Consider the following 25,155-nt stretch of genomic DNA (forward strand, 5'->3'; position numbering starts at 1 on the left):
CTTTGGGGCGAATCACACCGTTGGTTTGAGTGAAACCTGTGGACCTTGCGAAGATTGGTTAAAGGATGTTATATGGCTCGGTAAATGAGCTTCGGGCCTGGATTGGCGCACTTCTCGAAGGCTTGACCCCTGTGGTACGTTCCAGGCGAAGGTGTATCTGATCTGCTTCGTCGGCTGCGCACGGTGAGCGGAGACCCCTTATTTCGACAGGGTTCGAAAGGGTTCGACAGGAGTGGAAAATCCTGTGGATCGCGGACCTGAAGTCGGTATTCATATGGCTCCCGCCAATTCATCGACCGCCCGCCTGGCAGGCGGCCGTGCCCCGCAGGCAATATCTCGACAGGGAGGTCTCATGGGTCTGCAATTCGGCTTCTGTTTCGGTACCTCGTTGCGTCATGACGTGACGCGGGACCACTTGTGGAAATTGCTCGACGCGGTGGAGCAGCACGGATTCGATTCGTTCTGGTTCTACAACAACAACGGGGACGACATGCCCCCGCCGCTTGAGCTGGCACGGGAAGTGGCCCACCGGACATCCGCCCTGGTATTCGGTCCGCACGTCCTGGTCGCCGCCGGCCTGGAACCCTCCGCCGTGGTCCGCGAACTGACCGACCTGTACCGGCGGTCCAACGGCCGGTTCGTCGCCCAGCTCGGCATCGGAGGCCCCCGCGAGGCCCTCATCCGGGACCCCGCCGAAGCGGCCGCCGCCCTGGAGGACATCCTGCGCCGCCTGCGCCGCCTCGTCGGGGAGTCCGCCGGGGAATCCAGCGGCAGCGGCCCGACCGGGGTGCCGCCCGTGTGGCTGGGCGGAGGCAGGGAGGGGACCGTACGGCGCGTCGCCGCCCTCGCGGACGGCTGGGTCCCCGCGTTCATCACCCCTGCCGAGTACCGCCGGCGCCTGAAGGTCCTCGACGAGGAGCGGCAGCACCTCGGCCGCACCGAGCACATCACCCGCGCGGTGCAGCTCGTCTACGTGCCGCCCGCCATCGACACCCCCGAACTCCGGCGCGAGCTGGACGCCGAGGTCTCGGCCCACAAACAGGGCTGCACCAGCCGCGATGTCTATGCCGTCGGCGGCGACCGGGCGTTGCGCGAGCGCCTGGCCGAGTTCGCGGACGTCGGCGTCGAACACGTCATCCTGGTCCCCGCCCGCGCGGTCCCCGACTGGGAGGACGAGATCGCCCGGCTCCACCACACCGTCACCACGTCGTTCGGCTAGCACTCCCGCGGCTGCGTGGCTCCCGGTTCTCCTGGAGGACCCGCGCCCCTGCCGTTTCGGGAGCGCCAACGTGCGGCTCCTGGGCCGGAGATGAGCGACAGCACCCCTGTTATGGTGCGCTTATGTCATTGATCAAGAAGTTCCAAGTCACCTTCGACTGCGCGGAACCCCAGCGCGTCGCCCGCTTCTGGTGCGAGGTGCTGGGGTACGAATCGCCGCCGCCGAAGGGGTTCGCCACCTGGGACGAGTACGACCGCTCCCAGCCTGCTGAGGACCGGGGTTCGTGGTCCGCCTGCAGCGACCCCTCAGGCGAGGGCCCGCGACTGTTCTTCCAGCGCGTTCCCGAAGGCAAGGTCGTCAAGAACCGGGTGCACCTCGACGTGCGGGTCGGCACCGGGCTCGTGGGCGAAGAGCGCCTCGCCACGCTCGAAGCCGAGTGCACCCGGCTGGTCGCGCTCGGCGCGGTACGCGTGCAACTGCTCTACGACGGCCACGATTCGTGCATCGTGATGCAGGACGTCGAGGGCAACGAGTTCTGCGTCGACTGAGCCTCCCCCGAGCCGGCGAGGCGGGGAGCTCGTCGGGCCGAGCGCGACACCGACCTCGCCGGCCTCGACCCGGCGGGCCGGGCCGATGGGCGGCGGCGGTGGTACGGGGCTGGCGGAGTGGAATTCCAGGACGCGTGGTGGGAATGCGCGCGACCCTCCAGGCGGGGCGGCACGCTTCCTGGTGACCCACAGCAGGTCTGTGGCCGACCACCAGGAGGAACCCGTCCATGAGCAGTCACGGACACCCGGATGGGGTGCGAGGCACCTCTCCCGCGGCGAAGACGTCGGCGACCCGCCACGTCGTCGCGTTCTACCAGACCGGCACGACCACAGGTGACCCGGACAGCCACTACGTCTCCCCGGTGCCCCTGATCGGTCACGCGGACGTGGTGGAGGTGGCCGCGTTCCACCTCAACAACCCCACCCAGTACCCGATCCTCACCCTGAACGACGACCCGCCCTCCGCGCTCAAGTACGTTCAGATGTGGCGTGACATCGCCTCGGTGCAGGCGAAGGGCGTCAAGGTCACCGCACTCCTCGGCGGCGCCGCGCAGGGGACGTACGGGCTGCTCGACAAGGACTTCGGCATGTACTACCCGCCCGTCCGCGACGCCCTCAGGACGTACCGGCTGGACGGCATCGACCTCGACGTCGAGGAAGCGTTCCACGAGGCGACCGCCGAGAGGCTCATCCGCCAGCTGCGCTCCGACTTCGGGCCGGACTTCCTGATCACTCTCGCCCCAGGGCCCGGAGAGCTCACCCTGCCCGAGGGCGGCAACCTCCCCTTCCTCGACTACCGCACGCTCGAAAAGCAGGTCGGCCCCCTGATCCGCTGGTACAACACCCAGTTCTACTGCGGCAACGGCAGCCTCGCCGACACCGCCGACTACGACGCGGTCATCCAGAACCAGTTCCCCGCGTCCAAGGTCGTCGCCGCCGGCATCACCAACGACAACCTGGACTGCGGGGGCTACGTCGACATGCCGGTCCTCCAGCGGACCCTGCGCGCTCTCGCCGACAAGTACCCGGACTTCGCCGGTGCCGCGGGCTGGGAGTACGCACTCTCCCGCAACGTCGACGGCCCCGACTGCCCCACCGGCCCCGCCAGCTGGTACTGCGCCGTCCGTCAGGCGCTCGTCGCCCCGGCGGCCAGGGCCTGACGGTGTAGCTCCGCGGAGGACTCCGGCTTCGGGGAGTCCGATCACGGAGCCCCCGCGCCGGCCAGCAGAGCCGTCGTGCATTCCTCGGTGAGGTCTTCTGCGTGCGGTGGCAGTGGCTGCCCGGCGCGCAGATGGCGGCGGACCACCGACAGCGGCAGGTCGATCAGGGCCAGGGTGATGCGCTCGTGGTCCCGGGGGCCCGCCGCGCCGAGGGCTTCGGCGAGGGAGGCGATGGAGTCGAGCACGCGCCGGCTGCCGAGGTCCGCGCGCTCCTTGTGGTCCTCGGACCAGTCGGCGCGGCCGAACTCCTCGGCGCCGTAGAGGAGGAGCGAGGCTTCCTGCGGGTGGGCGCGGCTCCAGGAGATGACGTGCCGGGCGGCCGCGCGGGCGGCCGGGTGGGGGTCGGGCGCGCTGCCGAGTGCGGCGAAGTACCCCTCCTGGAAACGCTCCACGGTGCGCAGCCACATCTCGGCGAGCAGTGCCGTACGGCCGGGGAAGCGGTGGTACATGGACCCGCTCGGCGCGCCGATCGCCTGGGCGACGGCGGACATGGTCACGCCGGCCGGCCCGGCGGAGGCGGCCAGCCGGACGGCGGCGTCGAGGATCTGGTCGGTGTCGAAGCGGGGTGGTCTCGCCATGAATCAGAGGGTACCCTCCAGATTATTAGAGGATGGTCTCTAATAATCTGAAGGGGAGGACGCATGGGCGTCTACAACGTGCACGAGCGCCTGCTGGCCGCCAAGGCGAGCGAGGTGGGCGCGCTCGTCGACAACCTGTCAGGCGGCCCGGCGGACCGGCTCTGGCCGCACTCGGACTGGCCCGCGATGGAGTTCGACCGCCCACTGGCGGTCGGCGCGACCGGCGGCCACGGCCCGGTCCGCTACACGGTCACCGCCTACGTGCCCGGGGCCTGGGTCCGCTTCACCTTCAGCGGGCCGCGCGGATTCCACGGCTTCCACGAGTTCACGGTGCTGCCCGTCGACGAAGAACGCACCGTGCTGCGGCACACCCTCGCGATGAAGGCCGGCGGCCTGGCGCGCCTGACCTGGCCGGCGGCCTGGCGCCCGATGCACGACGCCTGCCTGGAGGACGGCCTGGACCGCGCCGAGCTCGCCTGCACGGGCACGGTGGCCCGCCCGGCCCGCTGGACCCCGTACGTACGCCTGCTCCGCGCGTTCGCCCACAGGTGAACAACGACGCGGGGCCGCCTACCAGCGGTTTCGGGCACGGCCGTCCGGCTGATGATCTCGTCTGATGCCGTTGTCCTCGTCCGGCAGGCGTACGTGCCCCGGAACAGTTGGTCAGCCGCTGTTGTCCGGGCGGTGGACGGTGAGGTTGCCGTAGGCCGGCAGAACGCCGGCCAGGTCGCCGGGTTTGCCTCGCAGAGTGGCGTCCAGGAAGGCGAGGGTGGCCGCGGCGACGACGCGCGGGCTCTCCGTGCGGCCCAGGGAGCCGACGATCGAGGGCACGGGCGGCAGATACAGGGGGCCGTCCATGAACGTGAGATGTGCGGCGCCGGGGATGGTGAGCCGGTAGCTCGTCGCGGTGCTGGACTTGAGCGCCTCGGTGAGGCGGGGCAGGTAGCGCGGGTCGGTTGCCGGGGTGATGGCCTGGGTGAGCGCGAGCGTCGGCTGGTCGAGGGAGGGGGAGGCGGGGCCGTGGGGGTAGCCGTCCAGATCGATGACGGCGTGGAAGCGGCGGTCCTGCCGGGCTGCCTGGAGGGCGGCGGCGCCGCCCATGGAGTGTCCGGCCACCGCGGCCCGGCCGGTGTCCAGGTGTCCGCTCAGCGGGTCGGCGGCCTCCCCCCGGTCCAGGCCGTCCAGTTGGGTGAGGACGAAGCCGAGGTCGGCGGCCCGAATCGCCGTCCAGTCGGCCGCCAGTTTCTCGTCCTGGTCCGGGTCGCCGGTGGAGGTGGTCTCGGTGGTGATCGTCCGGCCGTCGGAGAGGACGACGGCGGCGGAGTCGTACGGGTGGTCGAGGGCGGCGACCACGTAGCCGTGGCTGGCCAGTTCCTCCGCCCAGGCGGTGTTCTGGGTGCGCACTCCGCCCGACCCGGGTGAGAACAGGACGACGGGGAACCGCCCCCGCCCGCCGTCCACCGGGGCGTCGAAGACCGCATGGGTGTGGGCACGCGGAACACCGTCGACCAGGAAACCCGGCAGGCCGACCTGGCGGGCGAGGGCGTCGGAGACGGTGCGCGCCTCGTGCTCCGTACGTCCGAGGTACTGGGCCCGCTGCGCGCCGGTGGGGCTCTTCTGCGCGGGGTACCAGAGCTGGACCACGACCGTGCGCCGGTCGTCCGGATCGGCGGTGAAGGTCTCGGGGCGGTGCGGGTCGGTCCACTGGACCACGCGGGTGCCGACCGCGAAGTCGCCCGACGGTTGGGGGAACTCGGGTACGGGAAGGGCCCAGGCGGCCACCGGGCCCGTGGCGATCAGGCCGACGCAGGCCACCGATCCCGGCAACGCCAGCCACCATCGGGCCCGCCACGCCGGCCGGCCGGGACGGCGTCGAAGCGGTCGCAGCAGGGGGGAGAGGGCGAACGGCGACGCGAAGGCGGCGCCTGCCAGTACCGGCAGCATCTGCCAGTGGATCCCCGCCACGCTCAGCAGGATCGCGGACAGCACGAGAACCGCCCCCGCCGCGATCGTGACGCGTGGGCGGGCGGAGGGGGGAAGCCAGCGCGCCACCACCAGTGCGACGGCGCCCAGCAGGACAAGGATTTCCAGGGGGGACATGTACAGCCCCGTGATGATCTCGGTCACCAGGCCATGTTCGGCGCCGGGCACGCGCTGCCACATCGATCCCGGGTCGCCGTCGGGTGCCACCGGGGTCGCAATCCGCGGCAGGTCCCGGTGCGACCGGAGTGGCAATCGGGCACGCCGGATCGGCGGCCGCCCTACGACCACGGGAGGTAGCGGGACTCCTCCTGCGGTCGTACCCGGGCACGGCGCCATCAGACGGTGGACTCATGTGCTCCATGGGGCCCGCCGCCTACCGTGACAGGGCCGCGGTACGTGCCGGGCAGCGCGAGGCGTACGTTCCCGTACTCCACTCGGATCCGGCTGCACGCGGTGGCAGCCCCGGCCGGGGCCACCATGACGCTGAATCGACAGGGACGTGCGATGACCGAGGCGGCCGCGGAACCCGGCAATGCCCACCGGGGCCGGGGCCGGGGCCGGGGCAGGGTGTGGGTGCTGACGCGGGTGCGGTGGGCGGGGACGACCTCACGGCTGACGAGGTACGCCGACCTGGCCTCCGCACGAGCGGCGCGACTGGTGACAGCCGCCGGGCGCCGGTCCTCCCGGCTGCCGCCCATGGCGTGGGACTCGCTGCTGCCGACGCTTCTCCTGCTCAACATCATCACCACCCGGGCACCGCACGAGCTGCCGGTGGCCGTCGCCCTCACCGCCGCCCTCGCACTGCCCCTGGTGTGGCGGCGCAGGGCCCCGCTCGCGGTGTTCGGCGTCGTGGCAGCCGCGGCCTTCGTCCAGTGGCTGACGGACGTCCAACTTCCGGCGGACGTCTGCCTGTTGGTGGCCCTCTACACGGCAGCCGCGAACTCGGGCCGGCGCGGCACGCTCGTCACCGGTGCCGTCGTGGAGGCGGGGGCCCTGCTGGCCTGCCTGCGCTGGGCGACGGAAGGCGCGTTCCTGACCCCCTTCGTCGCGGTCACCGCGATGGTCGTCGCCGCCGCCGTCCTGGGTGTGAACGTGCGGACCACGCGCGCCTACCTCGCGGCCCTGGAGGAACGGGCCGCACGCCTGGAGCAGCAACAGGAACAGCAGGCGCGACTGGCCGTCGCCGAGGAGAGGACACGTATCACCCGGGAGATGCACGACATCGTCACCCACAACCTGTCCGTCATGGTCGCGCTCACCGACGCCGCCGTCTACGCGCAGCACCGGTCGCCCGACAAGGCGACCACCGCGATGCTCCAGATCTCCGAGACGGGCCGGCAGGCCCTGACCGACATGCGGCGCTCGTTGGGCATCCTGCGGACCGACGAACCGGACGCGGAACGCCACCCGTTGCCCGGCATCGCCCAACTGGAGGCCCTCGCCGACCAGATGTGCGCCGCCGGGCTGCCGACCCGCATCGAGGTCCAGGGCGGCCACACCCACATACCCGCCACCGCACAACTGACCGTCTACCGCCTGGTACAGGAAGCCTTGACCAACACCCTCAAGCACACACCCACCGGCACACGCGCGAAGGTCCGGCTACGGTGCTCGACCGGGACCGTCACCGTGGACGTCACCGACAGCGGCCCCCGCCCGCCGCTTCCCGGCGCCACACCGTCCGGCCACGGCATCCCCGGCATGCGCGAGCGCGCGGCCGCCTACGGGGGGACGTTGCGGGCCGGACCGCTTCCGGGTGGCGGCTGGGGAGTCCACACCCGTCTCCTCCTCGACAGCGGCGGAGCGGCGTCCGCATGACGATCCGCATCCTGATCGCCGACGACGAAGCACTGCTCCGGATGGCCTTCAGCACGGTCCTGGAGGGCCAGCCCGACATGACACCGGTCGGCGAAGCCGCGGACGGCGCCCAGGCCATCCGCCTCGCCCGGGAACTGCGCCCCGATGTCGTCCTCATGGACGTCCGGATGCCCGGGATCGACGGGATCGAGGCGACCCGGCAGGTCATCCGGGCCTCCCCGCACAGCAGAGTGCTGATCCTCACCACCTTCGACCTGGATGAATACGCCTTCGCCGGACTCAGCGCCGGAGCCTCGGGCTTCCTGCTGAAGAACACCAGGCCCGAGGAACTGCTCACCGCGATACGCAGCGTCGCCGCGGGCGACGCGGTGGTGTCCCCGCGGATCACCCGCCTCCTGCTGGAGCACCTGCGCCCGCACATCCCCGACGGCGGCAGCGCCGGCCCCGACCATCGGCTGAGCCGGCTCAGCGCCCGTGAACGCGAGGTGCTCGTCCAGGTGGGCTGCGGCCTGTCCAACACCGAGATCGCGGCCGCCCTGTTCCTCGCGGAGGCGACCGTGAAATCCCATCTGGGGCGAATCCTGCACAAGCTCGAACTCCGCGACCGGATACAAGCCGTGGTCTTCGCCTACGAGAGCCGCCTCATCCACCCGGCATGACGCCGCAGGAGCCGACGGCGATGTCCTCAGTCCGGGTCCGGGTCCGGGTCCGGGTTCGGTGTCGGGTCCGGGTCCAGGTCCGGATCCGGTGTCGGGTCCGGGTCGGGACGGGAACCGTGACGTCGTCGTCGGCGTCCCCGTTCAAACCAAGTCGTCTACGACCAGGGCTCGCGGTTCCCAGAGCTGCGAGCAGAAAGACAGTGATGACTCAGCAAGATCACCCGGCCCTGTCCGCACCCGGGCCGGACGCTCCCGGCCGGGCCCCGGGAACCCCGGCCGGAGGGGGCCCTTCGCGGTCGATACGGCCGTGGCTGCCGGCTCTGCTGTGCGCTCTGGGGTTCGTGGCGGTCTACCTGCTCGCCGTCTGGACCCCGTTCGGGCAGCGGGGGGAGAACTCCCTGATGAACGGGAACGGCGGCGAACCGGCGTGGATCTACGACTGGTCGGGGTCGGTCTACGACTCGGCGGCCATGCCGCCGCTGGAGTTCACGGCCCTTCCCACCCTGGTCGTGGGGATGGCCGTGATCGTGGTCGTCGCGCTGGTGCGGCGGTGCTGGTGGCAGGGCTGCGCGGCGATCGGGGTCGTCCTGGGCACGTTCGGGGGCACCGAGGTGTGCAGCAAGATGCTCCTGCCCCGCCCCGACCTGGTGAACGCGCCCGACATGCTCACCGAGGTGAGCTTCCCCAGCGGGCACGCGGCCGTCCCCATCGGGCTGGTCCTCGGCGCCGCCCTCGTCGCCTCCCCGCGCCTGCGCCCCTACGTCACCGCGGTCGGCATGCTGTGGCTCACCGTCACCGCCGGCGCCGTGCAGGCGCTCTACCACCACCGGCCCAGCGACGTGCTGGGGGCCGCGCTGCTGGGCTGCGCCTGTTACGGTCTCGCGCTCTGGCTGCTGCCGTCCTCCGCCGCACCGGGCGTCGCGCGCAGCCCTCGTGCGCTGGCGGCCGTCGCCCTCGTCCTGTCGGCGGTCGCCGCGCTCGCCGCCGGCGCGCGGGACGACTCCGTCACGGGACCGCTGGTCTTCGCGGCGGCGGCCTTCCTGTGCGCGGTCCTGGTCTGGTTCACCGTGGTGGAGGTGCCTGCCCGCGCCGCGCGTCGTACGCGGCCCGCGGTGGGCTGACCGCCCGGCGCGCCGTTCGGCGTCGGGCGGCCGAAAGGCCGAGGCCGTTGGCCTCGGCCTTCGCCATCGGCCGCCCCGTCTGCCTCGTGACCATCGGTGTGCCCCGCTGGCACGGAACGAGCACGGAACGAGCACGGAACAGGCCGACCCGCCGGTGGCGCCGGCGGGTCGGCCTGTTGCGGGAGTGTGCGTCGGGCTATCGCCGGCTGGTCCGCGCCCGTCGGCGGCGGGCCACGAGGGTGGCCGCGGCACGCAGGGCCAGGCCGATCACCGGTGCGAGGAGCAGGGTGCACCAGGTGCGGGTGGTGGCGTCGGCGGTGAGGCGGTCGGCGAGCAGGTAGGCGGCGAGGAAGGACGGCGCGAGCCAGGCCCCGTTGGTCGCGGCGAGGCGCAGCGGGCTCACCCGGCGCGCTGCCGGTTCCTCCGCCGACTCCGCCGACTCCGTGGATGTCACACGAACCTCCTGACCACGCCGATCACCTTGTCGACGATCCGCTGGGAGACGCCGCGGTCGAAGACGAAACCCGCGAGGCAGCCGGCGACGGCCCAGACGATGCGCTGCTTCCAGCCGCCGCTCCCGAACAGTACACCGGCGCAGGCGCCGCCGGCGCAGTTGCCGATGTGGAGCGCCCAGGGTGCCAGGAAGGGGATCCAGGCGGCCACGGCCGCGGTGACGGACAGTTGGACGGCACGGGCGACGGCGGCCTTGAGCGCGGCCTTCAGCCAGCCGGGCATCCGGCCGTTGAGGTCGGTGCAGTTGACCGGGTCGGCGTTGCAGTAGTCGTAGGCGTTGGCGCTCGCTCCCTGGACCGGGTCGGGGGAGAGGAAGCGGCCGGCGGCCGGGTTGTAGAGGCGCGCTCCCATGAGGGTGAGGGCGCTCGGGGTCTCGTCGGAGCGCTGCTTGTCGCCGAGCCAGGCGTAGCGGGTGCCGGGCTGGCCGGTGCGCGGCTGGCCGTACTCGTCGTAGTCGAGGACGGTGGGCGCGACGGCGGTGTCCAGCGGCAGCCGCAGGGTGATGTCGCCGTGCAGGTTGGCGAGTTGCAGGACGGTGCCGCCGGTCTTCGCGGTGGTGGCGGCGAGGGTGCCGGCGGGGCCGGTGACGTTGCGGGTCAGGGTGCCCGCGGAGTCCTCGGTGATCCAGCGGGGGCTGTCGGTGTCGGAGCCGTAGTGGTTGGTCCGCAGACCGGTCTGGGCCCAGGCGCCGGCGGTGTTGGTCTCGGTGGTCCAGGCGCGGAAGCGCTGGGCCGAGTCGAGGGTCCAGCTCTGCCGGTTGGTGCCGCTGGTCTGCTGCTGCACCAGGTCGGTGTTGTAGTACGCGACGGTGCTGCCGGGCAGTGCGGTGGTGCGGCCGAACGCGTCGTAGGTGTAGCCGGGGTTCACCAGGCGGTCGGCGGTGTCGTAGGTGCTGGTCTGGCCGGTGCCCCCGGTGGTGGTGCAGGTCTGGCCGCGGGCGGCGTCGGCGGTGGCCAGCGCGGTGCGGTTGGTGTTGCGGTCGAAGGTGTAGGTGCGGGTGGTGCAGACGGCGTCGGTCGAGGTGTCCTGGACCTGGAGGAGCCGGCCGGCCCGGTCGTAGGCGTAGGTCTGGGCCGCGGTGACGCCGGGGGTGCCGGTGTGGGTGGCCCGCTGGCCGTGGATGGTCTCGGTGATGCCGTCGGAGACCAGCACGAGGCCGTCGCTGTCGCGGGTGTAGGTGCGGCCGGTGGTGGTGCCGGCCGGGTCCTTGTCGTCGGTCCGGGTGTAGCCGCCGGGCAGGCCCTGGGTGAGCGGTGTGCCGTCGGCGTCGTAGCGGGCGGTGAGGGTGCCGGCGACGGAGTCCGTCACCGAGGTCGCCAGGCCGCGCGGGTCGACGGCGGTGTCGTAGGTGTAGGTGGTGGTGGAGGGGGAGGTGTCGGTGACCTTGGTGGGGCGGTTGAGGGCGTCGTACTCCGTGGTGGTGACGGCGCCGTCGGCGTCGGTGTAGGAGATCAGGCGGCCGAGTTCGTCGTAGCCCTTGGTGATGGTGCCGCCGGTGGCGGAGGTCTGGCGGGTGACGGCGCCGGTGCCCGGGTGGTACGTGGTGGTGGCGGCGGGGGCCGGGGTACCGAGGCCGTCGGTGACGGTGACGGTGGTGGGGCGCCCCGCCGTGTCGGTGTCGGTCACGGTGGTGCGGGTGACGCCGTTGGCCGTCTCGGTGGTGCGGGTGACCTGGCCGAACTGCCCGTACTGGGTTGTCCTGGTGGGCAGTTGTGCCGGGTTGGCGCCGCCGCCGGTGATGGCCGCGGCGGGCCCGGTCTGGCAGACGAGGTCGGCCCACTCGGGGCGGTTGCCACAGGTGCCGGTGCCGCCGGCGGTGTAGTAGGTGGTCCAGCCGGCCGCCGCGTCGGAGCCGGTGGAGGCCGGCTGCTGGGTCGAGACGACCCGGCCCTGGCCGTCGTAGCCGGTGGTGGTGGTCAGGGCGAGGCCGCCGCTGTCCTTGATCTGCGCGGTGGGCACGCCGAGCGCCCAGTTGTACGTGGTCCGGTCCTGGCGGGCGTCGACCAGCAGGTCGGGCCAGGCGCGGAGCCGGGCGCCGGTGGTGGTGAGGGTGATCTGGTTCTTGATCTTGGCGGTGCCGTCGGTCGGCCGGCCCTCGTCGTAGGTCTTCACGGTGTGCTGGCGGGCGGGCAGTTGGGTGCCGGCCTTCGCCAGGACCGTCGCACCGGAGGTGGCGTCGGCGGCGAGGGTGATGCGGTGGAGCGGGTCGTAGACGTCGGTCTCCTGCTGGCCGTCCGCGCTGTAGGCGCTGCTGCTCGACAGGAGCCGGGCGCGCTCGGCGGAGGGCAGGGTGTCGATGCCGAGGTCGGCCAGTTCGGCCTTGGCCGCGGGGGTGGCCCCGAGGGCGAGCTCGCGGTTGCCCGCGGTCAGGCTGCGGACCTGGCGGCCCTGGTTGTCGTACTCGGTGGTGGTGACGTGGTGGCCCGGGGTGGCCTGGTTGACCTGGCGGCCGGAGGCGTTCAGGTAGGTGACGCTCGCCCTGGTGTAGTCGCCGGCGCCGAGGTCGGTGCCGTTGTTGGAGGCGGGGGCCTGGTCCGGCGGGAACACCGCGGTGGCGTCGGTCGGCAGGTCGCTCTGGCCCCACGCGGAGGCGGCGGGCGCGGAGAGGTCCTCCGGTGCCTTCGCGCCGGAGAGCGGGACGCCGTAGACGACGGTGGTGGTGGCGGTGCCGTTCACGGTGCCCGTGGTGCCGGGGGCGAGGGTGTCGTGCCAGGTCTTCGTCAGCATGCCCGGGCCCGCGGCCGGGTTGGCGGTGACGGTGCCGTACGCCAGCGAGGTGGCGAGGGTGCCGCTGAGCTGGACGGAGGAGAGCAGGCCGTCGTCGGCGCCCTGGGTGTAGTAGGCGTACTGGTTCTGGCTGCTCTGGCCGAGCCGCGGGTCCCAGGTCTGGCGCAGCCGCCCGGCCGAGTCGTAGCGGTAGACGGCGACGTCGGTGGCGGTGGCCGCGGCGGCCCCGGGCGCGGTGCTCCAGAGCCTGATCGCGCTGACCTGCCCGGCGACGTCACCGAACTCGGTGCCGGTGGTGACGCCGGTGGCGGTGGTCGCGGTGGCGTAGACGAACTGCAGGACGCGGCAGCCCTTGGCGGCGACGTTCGCCGCGCACACCGCCGGGGTGGCCGCGGAGGTCGGCGCGATGACGAGCTTCGGCCGGGCCAGCGTCTTGCCGCCGACCACGGTCGTCTCCGACACCACGCTGGTGGTGGTGTTGGCCAGCCCGCCCTGGAGCGTGGAGGTCACCGTCCAGGTGGCGGCGGCCGGATCGGCCTTGGCGAAGGTGGTGACGGTGCCCTCGGTGCCGGAGAGCGTGAAGTCGGCGCCGAAGGAGCCGCTCAGGGTGAGGTCCTCGCTGCCCGGTTCGGGCGCCCAGCCGTTGCCGGCCGCGTTCGAGGTGAAGGAGACGGCGGAGCCGTCGGCGGCCATCACGCTGAGCGAGGTGCCGGAGGTCCTGCGGATCTCCGTGTACTCCGAGGCGGACAGGCTCGACGACACGCTGGACACCCAGTTGGGGCCGAAGACCGCGGCCTGGCCGTCCTGGCCGGCGGCGGCCCGCGGGTCACGCGAGGAGTGCGTGCGGCCGACCGTCATGCCGAACAGCGACACGTCGGTGGCCGGGACCCTGAGGTCGCCGGTGAGCAGGTTCAGCGCACCCGGGCCGACGTTCTCCGTCGCCGCGCCGTCGGCCTTGCGGTCGACGACGACCCGCACCGGCTCGGAGGAGACGGCCGCGGCGCCGGGCCCGGTGAAGTCCGCGCGGAGCTGGACGGTGCCGTCCGGGGTCACCGTGGAGGTGGCGTTCCAGGTGAGCGCCGGGCTCTTGCCCGCGGCGAGGGGCACGGGCCAGGCCGCCAGTGCGGCACCGCCGTTGGTGATGTCGCCGGCGGGGATCCGCGTCCAGGCGTCGGCGTCGGAGCGCCGCCAGGAGAAGGCCACCTGGTCGTACCGGGCGGCGTCGGCCTCGGCGGTGAGCGGCAGGCGCGCCGCAGTGCGCGTGCCGTCGTTCGGCGAGGTGACACCGCCCGCGCCGACCTGGAAGGTGTGGGTACGGGCCTCGGACTTGTTCTCCGCCCGGTCCACCGCCCGCACCTGAAGGGTGTTGGTGCCGGCCTTGGCCGGGGTCACGGTGAAGGTCACCGGCGCGGTGGAGCCGTTCGTCGCGACCTTGGTCCAGGTCGCGCCGTCGAGCGTCCACTCCAGGGCGTTCTGGTCACCGGCCGGCGGGGTCGCGGTGAAGGAACCGGCCTGGCCGGGGCCCTTGACCCACTGGCCCGACGGGTAGTCGGAGGAGGAGAGCGCGGCGGGCGCCGAGGGGGCGGAGGTGTCGACCGTGAAGGTGGCCCACGCCGACCAGTTGTTGTTGTAGTGCAGCCCGTCGTACGGGGAGGTGCGGAACTTGTACGTCCTGCCGTTGGCCAGCACACCGGCCGGGACCTTGACGGAGGCCGGGGCCCCGCTCGGCACGTACGGGGAGACCAGGACGTTGCCCACCTGGGTGTCGGTGGCGGCGTCGAAGATCTGGAAGGTGCCGTCGACCTTGTCGTTGTTCGGGTCGACGAAGGTGTCGCGCAGCGTCGGGGTGGTGGAGTTGACCCACCAGGTGCCGGCGGCGTCCTTGTAGAACGGGGAGCCGGCCTGCTGGTCCGTCCCGGTCCGGGGGCGGTAGTTGTACGTCACCGTCAGCTTCGGGACGTTGGTCGCGGCGTTGGCGGAGTTCACCTCCTTCCAGTACTTGGTGTTGGTCTCGTCCGGGGCGCGCAGCCCCATGCCCGAGGTGGTGTTCTTCGCCGACGTCCAGGTCTGCACCAGGTTGGTGACGTCCGCGGTGATCCAGCCGTCGCCGCCGCAGGCGTCCCGGCCCTTGGTCTCGGTGCCGGTGGCCTTCTTGGCATTCCAGGAGGGCTGCGCCGTCCAGCGTGAGGCGGTCGAGGCGAGGCCGGTGTCCCAGATGTCCCACGCGTAGGGCTGGCAGTCGCTGTTGCCGGAGTGGAAGTTGTACAGCGACAGGCTGGCGTTGGTGATCAGCGCGTCCGCGATCGGCGCGGTGTTCCAGTTGATGAACGACCGGGCCTGGCGGGAGGAGCCGTCCGCGTTCTTGGTGCCGGAGTTGCCCCAGTAGATCTCGGTGTCGGCCGACCAGTCGACCGTCTCGCCCTGCTGCACCCGGGTGTCGAAGACGTTGCCGAGGGCCGTGGTGGAGGGGTCGACCGTCACCGGGTACTGCGTCCTCGGGTCCGCGAGGAACGCGGCGTCCGGCGTGAACACCAGGTCGATGCCGTCGCCGCGCTGAACGACCTTCAGACCGACCTTCGCCTGCCGGGCGTGCTCGCCGGAGCCCTCGGCGGCGGCCGTCGCGTCCCACATCACCGGCGCCGGGAGCACGGCCCGCCGCTCGCCGGTGCGCTTGTCGGTGAACAGCACGCCGCCGTCCGGCTGGACCTCGGCCTTCAGGCCGTCGGCCTTCAGCGGCATCGTGTACGAGAACCCGGCGGCGCTCGGGCGCTGCTTGAGCACCGTGTACTGCTCGAAGCCGGTCCGGGTGGCCTCCACGACCAGGTCGGCCGCGCCGTCCGCGATCGCGTCCCGGTAGGTGGCCTTCGTGCCGTCCAGGGCGGGCTTGGGCAGGCCGCCGCGCCACTGGAGCTCGACCTGCTGGTCGCCCTGTCCGAGGGTCACCAGGGTGCGGGCGTCGTCCGCGGCCGCCGCCTGTGCGTGGAGCAGCGACTTCGCCCGGGTGCCGCCGGCACCGGCGAGCCGCAGCGCGTTCGGGTGGGCCTTCGGCGCCACCGACCCGTCCGCGCCCGCCTGGAGGCCGAGGTCGACGTCCACCCACTGGCCGTCGCGCCGGAAGCGGACCGGGCCCGCGAACAGCTCGGTGGTGAGCGAACCGTCCTTGTTCACCCACGTCGTCGACGTCTCCGTACGCTCGGAGAGCGCCTCCACCCGTTGCCCGGACAGCCGGGCGGCGACCCTCGCCGACGGCACGTCGGCGGCGGACGTGGCCCACTGCCCGGCTCCCTTGCCCGCCTTCGCCGCCGCGCTCGGTGACGCGGCGAGGGCCGTCTCGGACCCGGCCAGCAGCGACACCGCCACGGCGAGGGCCAGCGACCCGCTCACCGCCCGCATGCCAACGGGCCTGCCGGGTCTGCGTCGTGTGGTCATCCGTCTGTTCATATCGACTCCTTGAGACACCGTCGCTCGACGGCGCTCTCGGAGCATAGGAGTGGGCGGCAAGATCAAAGATGGGGTCAAATGACGCCAAAGGATCATCAAATAATGATCTTGTTTCGACAAGATTCACGTGATCGTGATCATGGCGTAGGCAACCGCGCCCGCGCCCCGCGCGTTACGTCAGCGGCGCCGGCCGCGCCGACCACTTACCGGCCGCCACCGCCGGTAGGGCGGGGCCGTTCCGTACCCCCGGCCTCCTGCGGGGGACGGGCTCAGCTGTCGTAGCGTCGCTCACCGGTGGCGAAATGGCGGGGTGAGACGGGTGTCGGCGAGGATCCGCTCGACGGTCTCGTCGAGGGTGCTGTGCTGCGGAACGACGCGTTCGAGGCCGCCGGGCAGGAGGTCGTGGGGCTGGTACCAGTCGGCCATGTCCTCGGGGGAGAACTCGGCGGCCTGGGGGCGGGTGGCGTGGCGGCGCACGGTCTCGTCGAAGTCGGCGTCGAGGTAGTACAGGTGGCTGCGGCCGCGGTGGTCGGCGGCGAGCCGGGCGAGCATCGGGCCGTAGCGCTCGGCGGCGAGGATGCCCTCGACGACGGTGTGGAAGCCGTGGTCGAGGGCGTGCCGGGCGACCAGGTCGATGAGGCCGATGTTCGCCCCGCCCGGGAGGTCGCGTTCGCGCAGGACGGTGCGCCGGAGCACGTCCTGGGCGACGACGGCCACGCCCCGTCCGTACGCGGCGCGCAGCCGCGCGGCGACGCTCGACTTGCCCGCCCCGCTCGGACCGCGCACCACCACCAGCACGGTGTCCTGAGTTCCCGTCACGCCGGTACCGTACCGGCCGCCGGGAGGCACCTGCCCGGCGCGCGCCGAGGGCCCTGACGGCGTCGGCCGCCACCGGACGGCTCACCGGCCGCGAGTGTCGGAGGTGCGCGGTACCGTCGCGGCATCCGACCGGAGGAGGACCGCATGGCGACCAGGTGGAGCTTGACGATCGACTGCGCGCACCCGGCGAAGCTGGCTGAGTTCTGGGCACTGGCGCTGGGCTATGCGGAGAAGCCCGCACCTGTGGGATTCGGGAGTTGGGAGGAATGGCTCTCCCACTACGGGATCCCGGAGGACGAGTGGGATGACGGCGCGTACCTCTGTGATCCCGAGGGGGTGGGCCCCACCATGTCCTTCCTGAAGGTGCCGGAGCCGAAGGCGGTGAAGAACCGGGTGCACGTGGACGTCCAGGTCGGTGGCGGCCGTGAGACACCGTGGGAGGTGCGATGGCCGCGCGTGGTCGAGGCGGTGGAGCGGTTGACCGCTGCGGGCGCGACCGTGGTCAGCGAGGAGGAGTTGGACGGCAGGCCCGATCATGTGGTGATGGCCGACCCGGAAGGAAACGAGTTCTGCCTGGTCTGACAGTCGAACTCCGCTCCGGGAGGCCGCCGTACCGCATGGTGGGCGTCGCCTCCCGCCGCCCCGGGGGCCGGGGCGGCGGGGGCCGGTGGTGGTGTCAGGAGCCGAAGGAGACCTGGTCGACCGTCCAGAAGGCGCTGTTGGTGCCCGTGTAGCGGAACTGCAGGCGCGCGGTGGTGGCGCCGGCCGGCACGGTGACGGGCAGGTGCTCGACGGTGTTCAGGTCGGCGCGGTAGGACTTCACCAGCTGCGGGGCGCCGTCGTCGAAGACCACGTACACGTCGCCGGTCTGCGGGCCGTCGACCTTGTAGTTCGTCGCGAAGGACAGCGTGGCCCGGCTGAGGCCGGCGACCGGGTAGGCCGGGCTGACCAGGGTGGAGTCGAACTGGCCGGCGCCGTGCGCCTTGTCGTCCCACTCGTCGGAGTCGGCGACCGCGAAGACGTTGCGGGCCCGTACGTTGGTCTCCCGGCCCTGTCCGAGCTGGGTGGCGCTCCAGAACTCGTCGGTGGCGAAGGCCCAGCCGCGCCACTCCGTCACCCCGCCGCTGGGCATCCGGGAGTTGTCGATGCTCCAGCCGCTGGGCGGCGTGTGCGTCCAGCCCCGGACCGCGGCCGGGATGCCCGTCTCGTCCGCCCGGCCCTGTAGGGCGGGGCGCAGCGCGTCGAAGGCGTCCGGGGCGATCTCGTCGATCGGCTGCCCGTCCAGGCGCCAGGCGGGGTCGATCGCCGCGCCCTCGTGCTTGAGGACGGTGGGCGCGATGTCCACGGGCTTGACGTCGTAGCGCCGGGAGCCGGCCGGGTAGCCGGCGCCGTCGGCGATCACGAAGGTCTGCCGCTCGTTGGCGCTGTTGCCGCCGTGCCCGCCGGCGTCGGTGTGTCCGTGGTCGGTGGTGACGACGATCAGCCAGTCCTCCGAGCCGTACGTGGGGCGGGACTTGACGGACTGCACGACCTGGCCGACGAGCGCGTCGACGGTGTGGATGGCGGCCGCGTACTGGGCGCTGGCGCCGCCGGAGGCGTGCCCGGCCTCGTCGATCCCGTCGAAGTGCAGGAAGGCGGCGTCCGGGTTGCCGTGGGCGAGGTAGTCGGCGGCGTCGGAGGCGGTCTTGGCGTCGTTCTCGTTCTCGGCGATCCGCAGGTCCGCCTTGCCGTTGAAGACGTTGCCGGTGATCGGGTTCCACGAGCCGATCACCAGCGTGGAGGCGGCCGGGTCGGCGGCCTCCAGGCGGCTGGCGAAGTCCGGGTACTGGTCGAACCGGGCGCCGGTGAACGCGTTGTCCTTGACCTGGTGCTTGTCGGGCCACACGCCGGTGGCGATGGTCGACCAGCCCGGCCCGGACAGGGTCGGCGCCAGCGGGTTGGCGTACAGGTTGCTGGTGGCGGTCATGCCGCCGGCCATCAGCGCCTTGAGGTTGGGCGCGTCGGCGGCCGCCAGCTTGTCGTAGCGGGTGCCGTCGACGCCGATGACCAGGGTCTTGGCCTGCTTGGTGCCGTCCGGCAGGCCCTTGTAGGCGGGGGCGGCTGCGACGGCGGAAGCGGCGGGGGCGGCGCCGGCGGGCGCCGACGGCAGCAGCACGGCGGCTACGGCGGTGGCCGCGGTGACGGTCCGGATGGAGCGGGGGATGCGCACGAGGGCTCCCAACTAGGGGGCGACGCGGTGCGGTTGCACCGGCACCGAGGATGGGGCGCCCGTACGAGGAGGAGCCCTCCCCGGATCCACGGTTGTATGAACAACCGCCGAAATTCAGTCCAGACCGGTTACCATTCCGTGACCTCGGGGGCGCCGAACCACCACTCGATGGCGCCGGACCGCCGCTCGATAAGGTGACGCGGTGAACCACGGCACCCCCCGGCCCCCCGTCGCCCCCGCCCGCTCCGGCGTCCCCGACCACGGCCGGGTGCCCAAGTACTACCTGGTCAAGGCCCAACTCGAAGACCTCATCGCCGAATTGGGTCCCGGCGGGCGCCTGCCCACCGAAGCCGACCTCGCCGAACGCCACCACGTCGCCCGCGCCACCGTCCGGCAGGCCCTGCGCGACCTCCTCCTCGAAGGCCGCCTGCGCCGCCAGGGCCGCGGCACCGTCGTCGCCGGCCCCAAGATCGAACAGCCGCTCTCCCTCGCCAGCTACACCGAAGGCGTCACCCGCCAGGGCCTGCGCCCCGGCCGCACCCTCATCACCCTCGACCGCCTCCCCGCCGACCCGCCCATGGCCCAGCGCCTCGCCGTCCCCGAAGGTGAACCGCTCTGGCACCTGGAACGTGTCCTGCGCGCCGACGAGGAACGCGTCGGCCTGGAGTCCACCTACGTCCCCGTTGCCCGAGTCCCGCACCTGGAGCGGGAGTTCGACCCCGAAGGCTCCTTCTACGGGTACCTGCGCGAGTGCGGCGTGCGGCTCGGCGGCGCCGACGAACGCATCGAGACGGTCCTCGCCACCCCCCGCGAAGCCCTGCTCATCGGCACCCCGCCCGCCCTGCCCATGCTGCTGCTCCACCGCCGCAGCCGCGACGCCGAGGGCCACCCCCTCGAACAGGTCCGCACCCTCTACCGCGGCGACCGCTTCAGCTTCACCCTCGCGCTGCACGCCCCCGACAGGGACTGAAGCCAGTCCTGCGTTCCTCGCGACAGGTACGCGTATCGGCGCCGTAGCGCCCGGACGGGGCGGGCCGGGGGTCACGCGGCGGCTTGTGGGGTGTCGGCGGGAGTGTCGGTGGTGATGCCGTGGTGTTCTTCCTCGGGGCGCCCCTGCTCGGGCAGCAGGAAGGTGATGGCGAGGAATGCGGCCAGCAGGCAGGCCTGGATGGTCAGGGCGTGGTGGAAGCCGGCGGTGAAGTCGCCGGTCCCGGCCTGGGCGAAGAAGACGGAGCCGAAGACGGCGACGCCGACGGAGCCGCCGATGGACTGGACGGCGGACAGGAACCCGGAGGCGGAGCCGATCTCGGCGTCGTCCACGGCGGCGAGGACGAAGCTGAACAGGGCGGCGATGACCATGCCCGCGCCGATGCCGGAGACGGCGATGCCGGGGGCGATGTCCCGGATCGAGAACGAGGCCGGTGTGAGGCCGTCGAGTTCGAACCAGAGGAGGGTCGCGCCGGCGAGTTGGACGAGCGGGCCGATCTGGAGGACCTTGCGGCCGATCCTGTCGGCGAGGAAGGCGCCGCTGACCGCGCCACCGATGGCCGTGCCCACGGCGAGCGGCAGGTTGCCCAATCCCGCGTCGCCGGCGGTGAAGTGCCGGCCGATCTGGAGGTAGAGGGTCAGGACGAGTTGGGTGCCGACGAGCCCGGCGAAGAACAGGGCGATGCCGCCGAGTCCGATGGTGAAGGCGGGCTTGCGCAGCAGGGCGGGGATGATCAGCGGCTCGCGGCCCGCCGCGACGGTGCGGCGCTGGTGCAGCGCGAACAGGGCGAACCCGGCGGCGGAGGCGGCCATGCACAGCCACGTCCACAGCGGCCAGCCGTCCTCCTGCCCCTGGTTCAGCGGCAGGACGAGGAGCGCGCAGGACACGGCGACCAGCGCCGCGCCGGCTTTGTCGACGTCCACGGTGCGATCCCCCGGCTTCTTCGGGACGTACTTCGCGGCGACGGCGAGGGCCGCGAGGCCGATGGGGAGGTTGACGAGGAACACCGAGCGCCAGCCCAGGCCGAAGAAGTCGCCCTCGATGAGGAATCCTCCGAGGACCGGGCCGATGATGCCGCCGAGGCCGAGGACGGGGCCGAAGATCCCGAAGACCTTGGTGAGCTCGGGGCCGGGGAAGTTCTCCCGCAGCAGGCCCAGGCCCTGGGGCAGGAGCATCGCCCCGGCGGCGCCCTGGAGCAGCCGGAAGGCGATCAGCGACCCGGTGTCCGGCGCCAGCGCGCACAGCAGCGATGCGGTGGTGAAGGCGGCCAGACCGATCAGGAACATCCGGCGCCGGCCGTACCGGTCGCCGAGCCGGCCGCCGAGCACGAGCCCGGCTCCCAGGGTGAGGGCGTAGCCCCCGATCACCCACTGCAGGCCGACGGAGCCGGCGCCGAGGGACTGCTCCAGATCCGGACCGGCGACGTTGACGATCGAGGCGTCCAGGAGATCCATGATCTCCGCGACGAGCATCACCACCAGGATCAGCCATCGCCGGCGGTAGGGCCCCGCGGTCTCGTCGGTGATGGGGGAAGAGCCGCGCACGCCAGATACCTCCATGGTGAAGTAGTTTTACGATAAAGGTAAATTGGTGGCGGTAGGTTGTCAAAGCAGGCCGCCGACGCGGACCGCACAGCAGCACGAAAAGGCGCGAGGCCATGGAGGAAGCGATGCTCGACGGCGTGGCGGCGCAGCGTGAGCGGTTGATGGAGTCGCTGAGGACCTACGGCGGCCACTACGCCGAGCTCAGCCGGCGCTTCGCCGCCTGGCTGGGCCTGCACTCCACCGACGCGACCGCGGTCCTGGAGATCGCCGCCGCCGAGGAGCGCGACACCCCCCTGTCGCCGGCGCGCCTCAGCGAGCGCATCCCCCTGTCCACGGGCGCCACCACTGCGCTCCTGAACCGCCTCGAAGCCGCAGGGCACATCACCCGCGTCCGCGAGCACCCCGACCGGCGCATCATCACCCTGCGCAGCGGCCGCCACATCCAGGAACGGGCGGACGAGTTCTTCGGCCCCCTCGCCCGACGCCTCGACACCGCGATGTCGCACTACCCGCCGCAGCTCCTGGAACAGTTCGAATCGTTCATGGCCGACCTGAACTCCACCATGGACACCCACCTCGCCGAGCCGAGCACGACCACGCCCCGCTCTCCCGAAACCCCGGATCACCGCACTCCCTAGGCGGCGCGCCGCGCCCAGGCCGCCCGCCGCGCCCGGGCCGCCCGCCGCTCGATCGCGGTGCCGCACGCCCGCTGGTCGGAGCGATGCCGGTGGACAGCTCGACGCGGGCTCCGCACCTGCGGCATCCCCGAGCGGTTGCCGCGCCCGCGCCCGGTTCTCGGCCCGTGCTGCGCGCGTCCGGTTCTCGTCCCATGCTGGAAGAGAGGGGGTACGGCGGCAGAGGAAGTGGTGGGGATGCAGACCGTTGTGGACCTCACGCGTTGCCAGGGCTACGCACAGTGCGTGTTCCTCGCGCCGAAAGTGTTCCAGCTGCACGGCGAGGAGGGACTGCTGTACGCCCCGGCTGTCCCCGACGACCAGGTCGAGCGCGTGCGCCAGGCCGCGGCGGCGTGCCCGGTCCAGGCCATCCTCCTCGGTGAGGAGGTGAGCGCTGATGGCCGGTGACCAGAGCGAGGGCCGGATCGTTGTCGTCGGCGCGTCGCTGGCCGGGTTGCGGGCCGCGGAGGCGCTGCGGGAGGAGGGCTTCACCGGCTCACTGACCGTGGTCGGCGACGAGCCTCATCCGCCCTACGACCGGCCGCCGCTGTCCAAGCAGGTGCTGCTGGGCCACGCTGCGGCGGACTCCACCGGGCTGCCGATGCGCCGGGATCCGGACGCCGAGTGGCGGCTGGGCGTACGCGCCACCGGCCTGGACCCCCTGGGGAAGCGGGTGATGCTGGCCGATGGCGAGTCGCTGCCGTACGACCGGTTGCTGATCGCCACCGGGACCCGGGCGCGTCCCTGGCCCGATCCGCAGGAGGCCGCCCTGGACGGGGTGTTCACCCTGCGTACCCGCGAGGACGCCGGCGGTTTGGCCGAGCGGTTGGCTGCCGGGCCACGGCGGGTGCTGGTGATCGGCGGCGGCTTCACCGGTTCGGAGATCGCCTCGGCCTGCCGGGAACGCGGACTGGACGTCACCGTCGCCGAACGCGGTCCCGCACCTCTGGTGGGCGCGCTCGGCGGCACCCTGGCGAAACTCGCGGCCGCCATGCAGCGCAACCACGGTGTGGACCTGCGCACCGGCGTGACGGTCACCGCCCTGCGCGGGGACGACGGCGGGCGCTTCACCGGCGCGGAGCTGTCCGACGGCAGCCGCGTCGAGGCGGACGTGTGCGTCGTGGCGCTGGGGGCGGTCCGCAACGTCGAGTGGTTGGCGGATTCCGGACTGGCGGCGGGCCCGCGCGGAATCGCCTGCGACGCCGGGTGCCGCGCCTTCAACATGTACGGAATCGTCACTGACGACGTCTTCGTCGCCGGCGACGTCTCCCGCTTCCCCCACCCGCTGTTCGGTTACCAGATGCTCTCCCTCGAACACTGGGGGAACGCGGTCGAACAGGCCGGGGTGGCGGCCCACAACATGGTCAGTCCAGGGCCCCTGCGGCGCCCGCACCTCGCCCTGCCGACGTTCTGGTCGACCCAGTTCGGGCTCAACATCAAGTCGGTGGGCGTGCCCACCTTCTCCGACCACGTGGTCATCGCCCAGGGTTCTCTGGAGGCGCGCCGTCTGGCGATGGTCTACGGCTACCAGGGGCGGGTCACCGCGGCGGTCACCGTCGACATGGCCAAGTCGCTCGACTACTACCGGCACCTGATCGAGACGGCTGCGCCGTTCCCGCCCCCGCCCGGCGCGGCGGACCGCGCGCTCGCGGCGGACATCCCGATTCCGTCCGACGTGCCGGATCCGAAGGGGCTGTCCCACGGCCCCACCGTGGCGCTCACCGGATACCTGCCCGACCGTCGACTGACCGTGGTGCAGCCCCGCGGCTGACCCACGTCCCGCCCAACGACGAGGAGCCACCATGGACTCCGACACCTTGCTGGCACGGATCACCGACTACGCGAACCGCCCCAACCCCTACCCGCTGTACGCGGAACTCCGCGAGGCCGGTCCCGTCGTGCGGCAGGCAGACGGCAGCTACCTGATCGGCACCTACCACGAGGTCGCCGCCCTGCTCCACGATCCACGGATGAGCGTCGATCCCCGCACCTGTGGCGAGACGACGCACAAGCCGCCGTTCCTGCGGCTCGACGACCCGGAGCACCACAGACTGCGCACCTTGGCCATGCGGCCTTTCGGCCCCCCGCACAGCCCGTGCCGGGTCGATGCCATGCGCGGCGAGATCGTCCGGCTCACCGGGGAACTGATGGAGCCGTTCCAGGCGGGCGGCCGGATCGACATCGTCGACGACCTCGCCTACCCGCTGCCCGTCACGGTGATCTGCCGCCTGCTCGGCGTGCCGCGCGAGGACGAGCCGCTCTTCAGGGCGTGGTCCGACGCGATCGTCGCGTCCGCCGACGTCCGGCCCGAAGAGGACTCCTCCGAGCGGGACGAGACGGGCGACCAGGCGGGCGAACAGGCGCGGGGCGAGATGGGCCGGTACCTGGCGGGCCTCGCCGAGAAGCGCCGTGGCAATCCGAGCGACGACATGCTCTCCGCCTTCGTCAACGAACCGGACCCGGCCCTGCGGCTCACCCAGGAGGAACTCGCGGAAACCGCCGTGCTGCTGCTCATCGCCGGACACGAGACCACGGTGAACCTGATCGCCAACGGGGTGCTCACCCTGCTGCGTCAGCCCGAGCAGCTGGACCAGCTGCGTCGCGAACCGGAACTGCTGCCGCGAGCGGTGGAGGAACTGCTGCGCTACGAACCCCCGGTCCACATGCGCGAGCGCATCCCCCTCGCCGACATCGACGTCGGCGGCACCACCGTCCCCCAAGGCGCCACCGTCGTGCTCGCGCTGGCCTCGGGCAACCGCGACCCCAAGCGGTTCCACGCGCCGGACCGGTTCGACCCCACCCGCCCGGACAACCAACACCTCGGCTTCGGCAGCGGTATTCACCTGTGCTACGGCGCACCACTCGCCCGCATCGAAGCCGAGGCCGCGCTCGGTGCGCTGATCCCCCGCCTCGGCCCGGCACGCCTGGTCCAGGACCCGCCCCCCTACCGGCAGAACGCCATGCTCCGCGGACCCCGCCACCTGCCCGTCCACCTCTGAAGCCAGCGGGCCTGGAGCCGGCGGGCCGGGTGTGGAGGATGCCGTTGGTCAGGACCCCTCAACCTGGACAACCTCGTCCAGATCGCCGCCGACCG

The 25,155-nt window shown here is 72.3% G+C and carries 20 protein-coding genes; 13 read left to right on the plus strand and 7 right to left on the minus strand.

The window, feature by feature from the left end:
• Positions 1-400: 400 nt before the first annotated feature.
• From AC07BF_RS02905 to AC07BF_RS02915, 3 genes are all read left to right on the plus strand, one after another.
• Entirely contained in the window at positions 401-1,219 is an 819-nt protein-coding gene (locus AC07BF_RS02905; protein WP_363631840.1) for an LLM class flavin-dependent oxidoreductase, read from the plus strand.
• A gap of 122 nt (positions 1,220-1,341) precedes the next feature.
• Positions 1,342-1,767 (plus strand): VOC family protein, encoded by a 426-nt coding sequence (locus tag AC07BF_RS02910; protein ID WP_478317252.1) that lies wholly within the window; start codon positions 1,342-1,344, stop codon positions 1,765-1,767.
• Positions 1,768-1,994: 227 nt separating this feature from the next.
• A complete protein-coding gene (locus AC07BF_RS02915) occupies positions 1,995-2,927 on the plus strand; it encodes a glycoside hydrolase family 18 protein (RefSeq protein ID WP_478317253.1) in 933 nt (310 codons plus the stop codon).
• Between the two features lie 41 nt (positions 2,928-2,968).
• On the opposite strand, the gene AC07BF_RS02920 is transcribed toward AC07BF_RS02915, so the two are convergent.
• Positions 2,969-3,565, minus strand: coding sequence for a TetR/AcrR family transcriptional regulator (locus tag AC07BF_RS02920; RefSeq protein WP_363586191.1), 597 nt, complete (start codon positions 3,563-3,565; stop codon positions 2,969-2,971).
• 63 nt (positions 3,566-3,628) lie between these two features.
• On the opposite strand from AC07BF_RS02920, the gene AC07BF_RS02925 reads away from it, so the two are divergent.
• Positions 3,629-4,117, plus strand: a complete 489-nt coding sequence (locus tag AC07BF_RS02925) for an SRPBCC family protein (RefSeq protein ID WP_478317254.1) — start codon at positions 3,629-3,631, stop codon at positions 4,115-4,117.
• 111 nt (positions 4,118-4,228) lie between these two features.
• On the opposite strand, the gene AC07BF_RS02930 is transcribed toward AC07BF_RS02925, so the two are convergent.
• Positions 4,229-5,728 carry an alpha/beta hydrolase family protein gene (locus AC07BF_RS02930; RefSeq protein ID WP_478317257.1) on the minus strand — a complete coding sequence of 500 codons (1,500 nt, stop codon included), beginning with the start codon at positions 5,726-5,728 and terminating at the stop codon, positions 4,229-4,231.
• Positions 5,729-6,244: 516 nt separating this feature from the next.
• On the opposite strand from AC07BF_RS02930, the gene AC07BF_RS02935 reads away from it, so the two are divergent.
• The 3 genes from AC07BF_RS02935 (at position 6,245) to AC07BF_RS02945 (ending at position 9,146) form a co-directional block, all read left to right on the plus strand.
• Positions 6,245-7,366 (plus strand): sensor histidine kinase, encoded by a 1,122-nt coding sequence (locus AC07BF_RS02935; RefSeq protein ID WP_478317255.1) that lies wholly within the window; start codon positions 6,245-6,247, stop codon positions 7,364-7,366.
• A complete protein-coding gene (locus tag AC07BF_RS02940) occupies positions 7,363-8,025 on the plus strand; it encodes a response regulator transcription factor (protein WP_363586194.1) in 663 nt (220 codons plus the stop codon). The genes AC07BF_RS02935 and AC07BF_RS02940 overlap by 4 nt, the downstream gene beginning before the upstream one ends.
• Positions 8,026-8,228: 203 nt before the next feature.
• Positions 8,229-9,146: a phosphatase PAP2 family protein gene (locus AC07BF_RS02945; RefSeq protein ID WP_400808193.1), complete on the plus strand. Its 918-nt coding sequence runs from the start codon at positions 8,229-8,231 to the stop codon at positions 9,144-9,146.
• 196 nt (positions 9,147-9,342) lie between these two features.
• Here the strand turns inward: AC07BF_RS02945 and AC07BF_RS02950 are convergent, their stop codons facing one another.
• The 3 genes from AC07BF_RS02950 to AC07BF_RS02960 form a co-directional block, all read right to left on the minus strand.
• Positions 9,343-9,600, minus strand: a complete 258-nt coding sequence (locus AC07BF_RS02950) for a hypothetical protein (protein ID WP_363586197.1) — start codon at positions 9,598-9,600, stop codon at positions 9,343-9,345.
• Positions 9,597-15,815, minus strand: coding sequence for a DNRLRE domain-containing protein (locus AC07BF_RS02955; protein ID WP_478332855.1), 6,219 nt, complete (start codon positions 15,813-15,815; stop codon positions 9,597-9,599). The genes AC07BF_RS02950 and AC07BF_RS02955 overlap by 4 nt, the downstream gene beginning before the upstream one ends.
• Before the next feature lie 300 nt (positions 15,816-16,115).
• Positions 16,116-16,646, minus strand: coding sequence for an AAA family ATPase (locus AC07BF_RS02960; protein WP_363586199.1), 531 nt, complete (start codon positions 16,644-16,646; stop codon positions 16,116-16,118).
• Positions 16,647-16,790: 144 nt separating this feature from the next.
• On the opposite strand from AC07BF_RS02960, the gene AC07BF_RS02965 reads away from it, so the two are divergent.
• Entirely contained in the window at positions 16,791-17,228 is a 438-nt protein-coding gene (locus tag AC07BF_RS02965; RefSeq protein WP_363586200.1) for a VOC family protein, read from the plus strand.
• 94 nt (positions 17,229-17,322) lie between these two features.
• Here AC07BF_RS02965 and AC07BF_RS02970 read toward each other — a convergent pair whose 3' ends face one another.
• Positions 17,323-18,855, minus strand: coding sequence for an alkaline phosphatase family protein (locus AC07BF_RS02970; RefSeq protein ID WP_400808183.1), 1,533 nt, complete (start codon positions 18,853-18,855; stop codon positions 17,323-17,325).
• A 202-nt stretch (positions 18,856-19,057) separates the two neighbouring features.
• Between AC07BF_RS02970 and AC07BF_RS02975 the strand changes: the two genes are divergently transcribed.
• Complete coding sequence (locus AC07BF_RS02975) at positions 19,058-19,825, plus strand: GntR family transcriptional regulator (RefSeq protein ID WP_063352162.1); 768 nt, start codon at positions 19,058-19,060, stop codon at positions 19,823-19,825.
• 71 nt (positions 19,826-19,896) lie between these two features.
• Here the strand turns inward: AC07BF_RS02975 and AC07BF_RS02980 are convergent, their stop codons facing one another.
• Positions 19,897-21,402: an MFS transporter gene (locus AC07BF_RS02980; protein ID WP_363586203.1), complete on the minus strand. Its 1,506-nt coding sequence runs from the start codon at positions 21,400-21,402 to the stop codon at positions 19,897-19,899.
• A gap of 98 nt (positions 21,403-21,500) precedes the next feature.
• On the opposite strand from AC07BF_RS02980, the gene AC07BF_RS02985 reads away from it, so the two are divergent.
• From AC07BF_RS02985 to AC07BF_RS03000, 4 genes are all read left to right on the plus strand, one after another.
• The gene (locus tag AC07BF_RS02985) at positions 21,501-22,025 is read left to right on the plus strand and encodes a MarR family winged helix-turn-helix transcriptional regulator (RefSeq protein WP_363586204.1); all 525 of its coding nucleotides are present in this window, start codon (positions 21,501-21,503) and stop codon (positions 22,023-22,025) included.
• A gap of 234 nt (positions 22,026-22,259) precedes the next feature.
• A complete protein-coding gene (locus tag AC07BF_RS02990) occupies positions 22,260-22,469 on the plus strand; it encodes a ferredoxin (protein ID WP_363586205.1) in 210 nt (69 codons plus the stop codon).
• A complete protein-coding gene (locus tag AC07BF_RS02995) occupies positions 22,459-23,832 on the plus strand; it encodes an NAD(P)/FAD-dependent oxidoreductase (RefSeq protein ID WP_363586206.1) in 1,374 nt (457 codons plus the stop codon). Before AC07BF_RS02990 ends, AC07BF_RS02995 begins: the two co-directional genes overlap by 11 nt.
• Before the next feature lie 31 nt (positions 23,833-23,863).
• Positions 23,864-25,060, plus strand: a complete 1,197-nt coding sequence (locus AC07BF_RS03000; protein WP_478332856.1) for a cytochrome P450 — start codon at positions 23,864-23,866, stop codon at positions 25,058-25,060.
• Positions 25,061-25,155: the final 95 nt, after the last annotated feature.

This window comes from Kitasatospora sp. NPDC043950, from assembly GCF_056435345.1.